Source organism: Micromonospora sp. 15K316, assembly GCF_004348525.1.
Lineage (GTDB): Bacteria > Actinomycetota > Actinomycetes > Mycobacteriales > Micromonosporaceae > Micromonospora.
On record NZ_SMKG01000061.1, the window covers coordinates 21,497 to 29,111 of the forward strand.

The following is a 7,615-nucleotide window of genomic DNA, read 5'->3' on the forward strand; positions in this document are numbered from 1 at the left end:
GGGCCGCCGGCGGCAACGCTGGGCGCATGGGAAGTAAGCGTCTCGATCCGCGACGACTGCAGCTCGTCTTCGGTGCCTTCGCTCTCACCGCGGGCACCGTGACCGCGCTGCGTCCCGATCCGCCACACCCGCTCTTCACGATCGCGGCGGCCTGCGGCTACGCGCTTGCCGCCGCGCTGTCGTTCGGCGGCTGGTTCGCGCTGCGACGTGCCGCGACCTCCGCCCCCGCCCGAACGGTGCTGATCGTCTTCCACCTGCTGTTCGTGCCCGCGCAGTTCCTGTTCCTGCTCGCCCACGACCTGCCGTGGTTGGGTATGGCGCTGTCGTCCGCGATCGTGGTCAGCCTGAAGCCGCGCTTCCCGCGGTTGAAGCGGACGCCACGCAAGGTGTGGCTGACGCTGCACGTCGGCATCGGGGTCGGCTGGCTGGGCGTCGCGACGGGCATGTTGGTACTGGCGATCGTCGGAGCGTCCGCCGACAGCCACGAGATGCAGCACGGGGCGTACCTGTTGCTGCACCGATTCGACCTTCTCCTGGCGATCCCGAGCGCCTTCGCCACGATCGTCACCGGTGTCGTGGTCTCGCTCGGCACACCGTGGGGTCTCGTCACGCACAAGTGGGTGCTGGCCAAGCTGGTCATCGCGCTCGCCCTGCCGTTGCTCGCGTCCTTCGAGGGCCCCTGGATCGAGGAGCTGGAGGCGCGCAGCGCGGACGGCGTGATCGAGACCGGCACCACCGGGCTGCTGCTGACCGGCGCGATGGGCCTGTTCACCGTCCTGCTGTGGACCGCGGTGGTCCTCTCCGTCTTCAAGCCCGGCGGCCGCACTCCGTGGGCGCGCCCGAAGGGCGAGCGGCGGGGCCGCCCGGTGAACGCCGCACGCGCTCCCGCCCTCGCGTCCCCGCATCGTCCCGTACCGGTGAGTGATTCAGGAGGAGGAGACTCGTGACGAGCGCGTACGCGATCGAGGTCGAGGCGCTGACGAAGACGTTCGGCAGGCTCAAGGCGGTCGACGGACTGAGCTTCACCGTCGAGTACGGCAGCGTGGTCGGCTTCATCGGCCCCAACGGCGCCGGCAAGACGACCACCATGCGCTCCCTCGTCGGGCACGTCCGCCCGGACGCCGGCCGCGTGCACGTCGCCGGACGACCGTACCGGGAACTGGCCGACCCGCTGGGCACCGTCGGCGCCGTTCTCGAGACCGGAGCCGTGCACCCGGGGCGCAGCGGCCGTAACCACCTGCGGATCCTGGCCCGCCAGGCCGGGATTCCGAGGCGACGTGTCGAGGAGGTGATCGACGGCGTCGGTCTCGGGCAGGCGGCCGCACGTCGAGTGGGCGGCTACTCGCTCGGCATGCGCCAGCGGCTCGCCCTGGCCGCGGCCCTGCTCGGCGACCCCGCCATCCTGATGCTCGACGAACCCGCCAACGGACTCGACCCCGAGGGCATCCGCTGGCTGCGCGAGTTCCTGCGCGGCCTCGCCGCCCAGGGACGTGGCGTGCTGGTGTCCAGCCATGGGCTGCCCGAGCTGGCGCTGATGATCGACAAGGCCGTCGTCGTCGGGCACGGGCAGCTCATCGCCCAGCAGCCGCTGGCCGACCTGAGAAAACTCGCCGGCGGCCCGACAGTGCAGATCAGCGTCCCGGAGCCGGATCGGCTCGCCGCCCTGCTGCGCGAGCAGGGGCACCGAGTCCTCGAGTGCACCGGGCGCGTCGTCACCGTCGCCGGCGACGACGCCCGTTCCGTCGGCCGGGTCGCCTTCGACCACGGCATCGGGGTGGACCGCCTCCTCGTCGAGGAGCCCTCGCTGGAAGAGGCCTACTTCCGCCTCACCACTGGAAAGGATTCGATCCGATGAGCGCGCTGACCCGGGCCGAGCTGATGAAGCTGCGCACCGTGCGGTCCACCTGGATGGTGCTCCTCGTCCTCCCGGTCGTGGCCGTGGTGAGCCTGATGGATGCCGCGCTGGACCCGGTGGAGCACAACACGACCGTGGCCGACTTCATGGACGTCTCACTCGCCGTGGTGAGCGTGGTCGTGGCCGCCTTCGCCGCGGCTCTGGTCGGCGGCGAGTTCGCCCGCCGGACAGTGGGACTCGACTACCTGGCGGTACCGAAGCGTGTGCCTGTGCTCGCCGCCAAGGTGTCGGCGTTCGCGGGCGTCGGGGCCGTCCTCGGGCTGCTGTCCACGCTGCTGGCGACAGCCGTGGTCGTACCGATCGCCATGGGGCGCGACGTCGCGCTCGACGGTGCGGGCGTTGCCGTCCTGCGTGTCCTAGCTGTGGCGGCCGCGGTCGGCGTCCTCGCCGCGTTCGGTACCGCCATCGGTGTGCTGGTGCCCCACCCGGGCATCGCCGTGGGGGCCGTCGTCGGGTGGCAGGTCGTCGAAATGCTCCTCGGGATGGCCTTCGGTATCGGCGACGTCCTGCCGATCGGCCTCGTCACGGCAGTCGCCCAACGGGCCGGCACCGCGGCGCTGCCGGTCGCGTTCGGCCTCCTGTGCCTGTACACCGCGAGCGTGGTGGGGGTCGCCCTGCTCGTCGCGAGACGCCGCGACCTCGCCTGATCATCGAGCCGCGCCTGATCATCGAGCCCACGCCCGCGGCTACCCAGCCGGCGCGCCCGCACGGGTGGGAAACCACGTCGTGGGAGCGCCGCGTCGGGTGACCGGGGCCGGGGGCCTGATCGCGGCTGCCTCAGCTTTCGATGCCGGCGCTGGCGAACAGGTCGAGCTGCTTCCCGGGGTCGGCTGCCCGTTACGTTGCCCATCCGGCGTCCAGGCACGGCCGCAGGCGTCGAGGACGTCGTTCCAGCCGGGGTCTTGGATCCCGGGCGGTCGCGCCGGGCGATGACGGCCTGCTCGCAGCGGCGGATCCGGCCATCGGTGACCCGGCCGCTGTCGAGCACGGCGCCCAGGTCGGCCCAGGCCAGCAGCGGGCGGTAGTGGCCGGGCTCACCCGCGCTCAGCCGCGAGCCGGACGGCGCGGTCGTGCCAGGATGAACGGCATGGCGGGGGGACCGGTGGCGTTCGTGCTCGGCGGCGGCGGTGTGCTCGGCGCGGTCGAGGTGGGCATGCTCCGTGCGCTGTTCCGCGCCGGAATCCGGCCGGACCTGGTGCTCGGCACGTCGATCGGGGCGGTCAACGGGGCCCTGGTCGCCGCGGACCCGTCCGAGGCGGTCACCGACCGGCTGGTCCGGCTCTGGGCGTCGCCCGAGGCGAGCGAGGTGTACGGCGACTCGGTCGCGCGCCAGCTCCGCCGGTTCGCCGCCCGTACGCACCTGCACTCGCCGCGCCCGCTGCGCCGGCTGCTGGAGTCGGAGCTGGGTACCGAGACCACCTTCGCCGACCTGCGGGTGCCGTTCCGGTGCTGCGCGGCGCACATCGAACGGGCCGCCGAACACTGGTTCGACAGCGGGCCGGTGGTGCCGGCCGTGCTCGCCTCCGCCTCGGTGCCCGGACTGCTGCCGCCCACCGAGATCGACGGCGCGCACTACGTGGACGGTGGGATCGTCAACTCGATCCCGATCGGTGAGGCCGTCGCGGCCGGCGCGACCCGGATCTTCGTCCTCCAGGTGGGCCGGATCGAACGGGAGCTCTCCCCACCCCGCCGCCCCTGGGAGATCGCCCAGGTCGCCTTCGAGATCGCCCGCCGGCACCGGTTCTTCCGGGAGATGGCCGCGCTGCCCGAAGGAGTCGAGGTGCACGTGCTGCCGACCGGCGGGCTGAACCCCCGCGACGACACGCCGTGGGCGTACCGGGACATGGCGGCCGTGGGCCGGCGGATCAGCCGCGCGTACACCGCCTCACGGCGGTACCTGGCCAACCTGGAGCGCTGATGCCGCTGCCGCCATGGTGGACGCGCCGGGTGCTGCTGGGGCCCGCCGTGGTCCTGCTCGCCGTCGCGGTGGTCACCACCCTGCCGGTCTGGGCCCTGCTCGCGGCGGCGCTCTCCCCGCTTGTGCCCGGTCGCCTGCGCCCGCTGCGCCTGCTCTGGATCGGCACCGTCTACCTGGTCTGGGACGCGGCGGCACTGATCGCGCTCTTCGCGCTCTGGGTGGGGGCCGGCTTCGGCGCCCGGGTGCACTCGCCGGCCTTCCAACGGGCCCACTACGTGCTCGCCGGCTGGTTCCTGCGGGTGCTCTTCTGGCAGGCGCGGTGGACGCTGCGGCTGCGGATCGACGTGACCGGGGCCGACCCGGACACCGCCCTGCCCGGCCGGCCCGAGCTGGTGCTCTGCCGGCACGCCGGGCCGGGCGACTCGTTCATCCTGATCCACGCCCTGGTGAACTGGTTCAAGCGTGAGCCGCGGATCGTGCTCAAGGACAGCCTCCAGTGGGATCCGGCGATCGACGTCCTGCTCAACCGGCTGCCGAACCGCTTCATCGCGCCCTCGCCGGACCACGACCGGGCCGAGGCGGTGATCCGTCAGGTCGGGCACCTCGCCGCCGGCCTGGACGACGACGACGCCTTCGTGATCTTCCCGGAGGGTGGCAACTTCACCCCCACGCGGCGGTTGCGGGCCATCGCCCGCCTGCGCTCGCTGGGCCTGGAGCGGATGGCGCTGCGGGCCGAGCGGATGCGGCACGTGCTCGCCCCGCAACCCGGTGGACTGCTGGCCGCGCTGGACGCCGCTCCCGAGGCCGGGGTGATCTTCGTGGCGCACACCGGTCTGGACCGTATGGTGACCGTCGCCGACGTCTGGCGCGAACTGCCGATGGACAAGCGGATCGTGATGCGGTTCTGGTCGGTGCCGCCCGAGGAGGTGCCGACGGGCCGGCAGGAACGCATCGACTGGCTCTTCGACTGGTGGGCCCGGATCGACGAGTGGATCGCGGCGAATCGGGACGGCGTGGTCGAGAGCGACGGTGAGCCCGCCACGTAGGGTGCGGTCGTGGACCAGATCAGCGTGGTGACGACCGTGGTGGACGCCCGTTCGGTCGCCGACGTGCTGGCGGCGGTCGCCGTCACCGGCCGGCTCGCGGCCTGCGCCCAGGTGGGCGGGCAGGTCGACAGCACGTACTGGTGGCGCTCCGGTGTGGAGACCAGCAGCGAGTGGTCGGTGCAGTTCAAGACCGCCCCGGACCGGGTGGCCGCGTTGGTCGACCGGATCCGCGCCAACCACCCGTACGAGGTGCCGGAGATCCTGGTGAGCCGGGTGGAGAGCGGGGACCCCGCGTACGCGGCCTGGGTCTACGAGCACACCCGCCCCTGAGCGGGCGCCCTGCTCCGGGGCGTCGAGGTAGGGACGGCCCTACCCCCACTCGGGGGCTCACAGGGTTACTCAACGCTACCGATCTCCGGAGACTCGATGGAGGGGGTCGAGCCGCACGGCCGGCCGTACATCGAGGAAACAGGAGCGGCCATGGTGCTGACAGCGGTGGCGGACCCGCCGGTACGGCGAGGGAGTGACTACGCGCAGTTGTCTCGACGGATCAACCAGGCGGGCCTGCTGCAACGCCGTCCCGGCTGGTACGTGGCGCGGATCCTGCTCACCCTGGGCATCTTCGCGGCCGGCTGGGTGGCGGTCTTCGCGGTGGGGGACTCCTGGTGGCAGGTGCTCGTCGCGGTCGTGATGGCGGTGGCCACCACGCAGGTGGCGTTCCTCGGTCACGACGCCGGACACCGGCAGATGTTCCGCCGGCGCGGCCCGAGCGAGGCGGTCGGGCTGCTCGCCGGCAACCTCGCGGTGGGGCTCAGCTACGGCTGGTGGGTGGACAAGCACAACCGGCACCACGCCAACCCGAACCACGAGGACGAGGATCCGGACGTCGGCGCCGGCGCCCTGGTCTGGACGTACGAGCAGGCGCGCGACACCCGGGGCTTTGGGCGCTGGCTCGCCCGGCGGCAGGCGTACCTCTTCTTCCCGATGCTGCTGCTGGAGGGGCTCAACCTGCACGTGGCGAGCATCCGGGCGATCGCCGGGCGGGAGCCGGACGGCCGGTTCCGGACGCCGATGCGGCACCGGCGGGTCGAGGCGCTGCTGCTGGGCGTGCACACGGCCGGCTACCTGGGCGCGCTGCTGCTGGCCATGTCACCCGGTAAGGCGCTGCTCTTCGCGGCCGTCCACCAGGGGCTCTGGGGGCTCTACATGGGCTGCGCCTTCGCCCCGAACCACAAGGGCATGCCGATGCCGACCGCTGAGGACGAACTCGACTTCCTGCGTAAGCAGGTGCTCACCTCCCGTAACGTGCGAGGCGGTCGCTTCGTCGACGTGGCGCTGGGCGGGCTCAACTACCAGATCGAGCACCACCTCTTCCCGAACATGCCGCGGGCGAACCTGCGCCGGGCCCAGCCGCTGGTGCGGGCGTACTGCGCGGAACAGGGCATCCCGTACGCCGAGACCGGGCTCGTCGACTCGTACCGGCAGGCGCTCGCCCACCTGCACGAGGTGGGGCGTCCGCTGCGCGGCTGACGGGTACCGGCCTGGCCGGCCGCGTGGTCCCGGCGCGACACCCCGCCGGTACGCGCGGCCGGCGGGGCTCCCCGCCCCGGTAGGGTCACCCCATGGCAGACGTGCTCACCGCGGAGGCGGTGGAACAGGAGCTGGGCGGGCTGGCCGGATGGTCGGGCGACCCGACCGGGATCAGCCGTAGCGTCGAGCTGGCCAGCTTCCCGGCCGCCATCGCGCTGGTGGACCGGGTCGCCGAGACGGCCGAGCAGCTCGACCACCACCCCGACATCGACATCCGGTGGCGCACCGTGACGTTCCGGTGCGTCACCCACTCGGCCGGCGGGGTCACTCGGCGTGACTTCGGCCTGGCCCGTCGCATCGACGAGATCGTTCGGAGCGCCCGATGAGATTCGAGATCAGCAAGGTGTTGGACGCCATCGAGGGTCGGGTCTGCGTCGACCCGTCGCTGGCCCGGGCCGTCCTCGACCTGGCCGAGGTGATCCGCTACCAGGACATCGACGGTGGCCGCCCGGCCAGCCTGCTCCGGCTCGGCATGGTGATCGACGCCCTCTCCCGGCAGCTGGAGGAGGACAGCGTCCAGGTTTACGCCGTGGTGCACCGGGCGCTGCTCTCCGACGCCGACCTCACCTCGAACGAGCGGATGGTGGTCCGCCGGTGGGCCGACGACGGGCTGGTCGAGGTGCTCGACAACCCGGGTGACCGGATGTTGGAGGTGGCCGACCTGCTCGGCCTTCCGGTGCTCACCCGGGCCCGCCTCGACGGGCTGCGCGGGCGGTTCCCCTGGGTGGCGGAGGAACCCGGTCGGGTTCTCGCCCCGGTGCCGGGCGCCGGCGGGCCGAACCTCGTCGCGCACGTCGGGGGCGGCGACAAACCGGCGGCGGGCCGCCGTTCCCCGGCCGGGGCGAAGCTGCTCACCCGGCAGTGGCGGTGCCCGGAGTCGGGCTGTGCGCTCTTCGGCGGCGGTGGTGGCGGCTCCTTCGCCGACCTGGCCCGGGTGCAGCGCAGCCCCGCCGAGCAGGCGCCGCCCGCGCTGCGCGGCGGCGTGCCGACCTGCCCCCGGCACGGCACCCGGCTCCAGGACGTGGGCCCGCGGCCGCGTACCGAGGTCCTCGCGGTACGGATCGGTGGGCTCGTCCGTCGCCGGTTCGTGGTCAGCGAGGAGCGGGCGGTGCTCGTCGGCCGGGCCCCGGAGGGGGAGGGCGGGGT

9 protein-coding genes are annotated in these 7,615 nt (G+C 73.0%); all 9 read left to right on the forward strand.

Going from position 1 to position 7,615, the window contains the following annotated elements; translation table 11 throughout:
- Positions 1 to 26: 26 nt before the first annotated feature.
- A complete protein-coding gene (locus E1211_RS14610) occupies positions 27 to 947 on the forward strand; it encodes a hypothetical protein (RefSeq protein WP_132349320.1) in 921 nt (306 codons plus the stop codon).
- On the forward strand, positions 944 to 1,855 hold the full coding sequence (locus E1211_RS14615; protein WP_132349322.1) for an ATP-binding cassette domain-containing protein: 912 nt from the start codon (positions 944 to 946) through the stop codon (positions 1,853 to 1,855). Before E1211_RS14610 ends, E1211_RS14615 begins: the two co-directional genes overlap by 4 nt.
- A complete protein-coding gene (locus E1211_RS14620; RefSeq protein WP_132349324.1) occupies positions 1,852 to 2,562 on the forward strand; it encodes a hypothetical protein in 711 nt (236 codons plus the stop codon). The genes E1211_RS14615 and E1211_RS14620 overlap by 4 nt, the downstream gene beginning before the upstream one ends.
- 440 nt (positions 2,563 to 3,002) lie before the next feature.
- Positions 3,003 to 3,833 (forward strand): patatin-like phospholipase family protein, encoded by an 831-nt coding sequence (locus tag E1211_RS14625; protein WP_132349326.1) that lies wholly within the window; start codon positions 3,003 to 3,005, stop codon positions 3,831 to 3,833.
- Positions 3,833 to 4,879, forward strand: coding sequence for a 1-acyl-sn-glycerol-3-phosphate acyltransferase (locus E1211_RS14630; RefSeq protein ID WP_132349328.1), 1,047 nt, complete (start codon positions 3,833 to 3,835; stop codon positions 4,877 to 4,879). The genes E1211_RS14625 and E1211_RS14630 overlap by 1 nt, the downstream gene beginning before the upstream one ends.
- Positions 4,880 to 4,888: 9 nt before the next feature.
- Positions 4,889 to 5,209 carry a divalent-cation tolerance protein CutA gene (gene cutA, locus E1211_RS14635; protein ID WP_132349330.1) on the forward strand — a complete coding sequence of 107 codons (321 nt, stop codon included), beginning with the start codon at positions 4,889 to 4,891 and terminating at the stop codon, positions 5,207 to 5,209.
- A gap of 150 nt (positions 5,210 to 5,359) precedes the next feature.
- Entirely contained in the window at positions 5,360 to 6,409 is a 1,050-nt protein-coding gene (locus E1211_RS14640) for an acyl-CoA desaturase (protein ID WP_132349332.1), read from the forward strand.
- A gap of 92 nt (positions 6,410 to 6,501) precedes the next feature.
- Complete coding sequence (locus tag E1211_RS14645; protein WP_132349334.1) at positions 6,502 to 6,795, forward strand: 4a-hydroxytetrahydrobiopterin dehydratase; 294 nt, start codon at positions 6,502 to 6,504, stop codon at positions 6,793 to 6,795.
- On the forward strand, positions 6,792 to 7,615 hold an 824-nt coding region (locus E1211_RS14650), incomplete at its 3' end, for an FHA domain-containing protein (RefSeq protein ID WP_132349336.1). The genes E1211_RS14645 and E1211_RS14650, both read left to right, overlap by 4 nt.

Excerpts from the sequence above, each read along its gene's own strand:
- E1211_RS14610 (WP_132349320.1), top strand. The coding sequence starts at position 27 with ATGGGAAGTAAGCGTCTCGATCCGCGACGACTGCAGCTCGTCTTCGGT.
- E1211_RS14620 (WP_132349324.1), top strand. The coding sequence starts at position 1,852 with ATGAGCGCGCTGACCCGGGCCGAGCTGATGAAGCTGCGCACCGTGCGG.
- E1211_RS14625 (WP_132349326.1), top strand. The coding sequence starts at position 3,003 with ATGGCGGGGGGACCGGTGGCGTTCGTGCTCGGCGGCGGCGGTGTGCTC.
- E1211_RS14630 (WP_132349328.1), top strand. The coding sequence starts at position 3,833 with ATGCCGCTGCCGCCATGGTGGACGCGCCGGGTGCTGCTGGGGCCCGCC.
- E1211_RS14640 (WP_132349332.1), top strand. The coding sequence starts at position 5,360 with ATGGTGCTGACAGCGGTGGCGGACCCGCCGGTACGGCGAGGGAGTGAC.
- E1211_RS14645 (WP_132349334.1), top strand. The coding sequence starts at position 6,502 with ATGGCAGACGTGCTCACCGCGGAGGCGGTGGAACAGGAGCTGGGCGGG.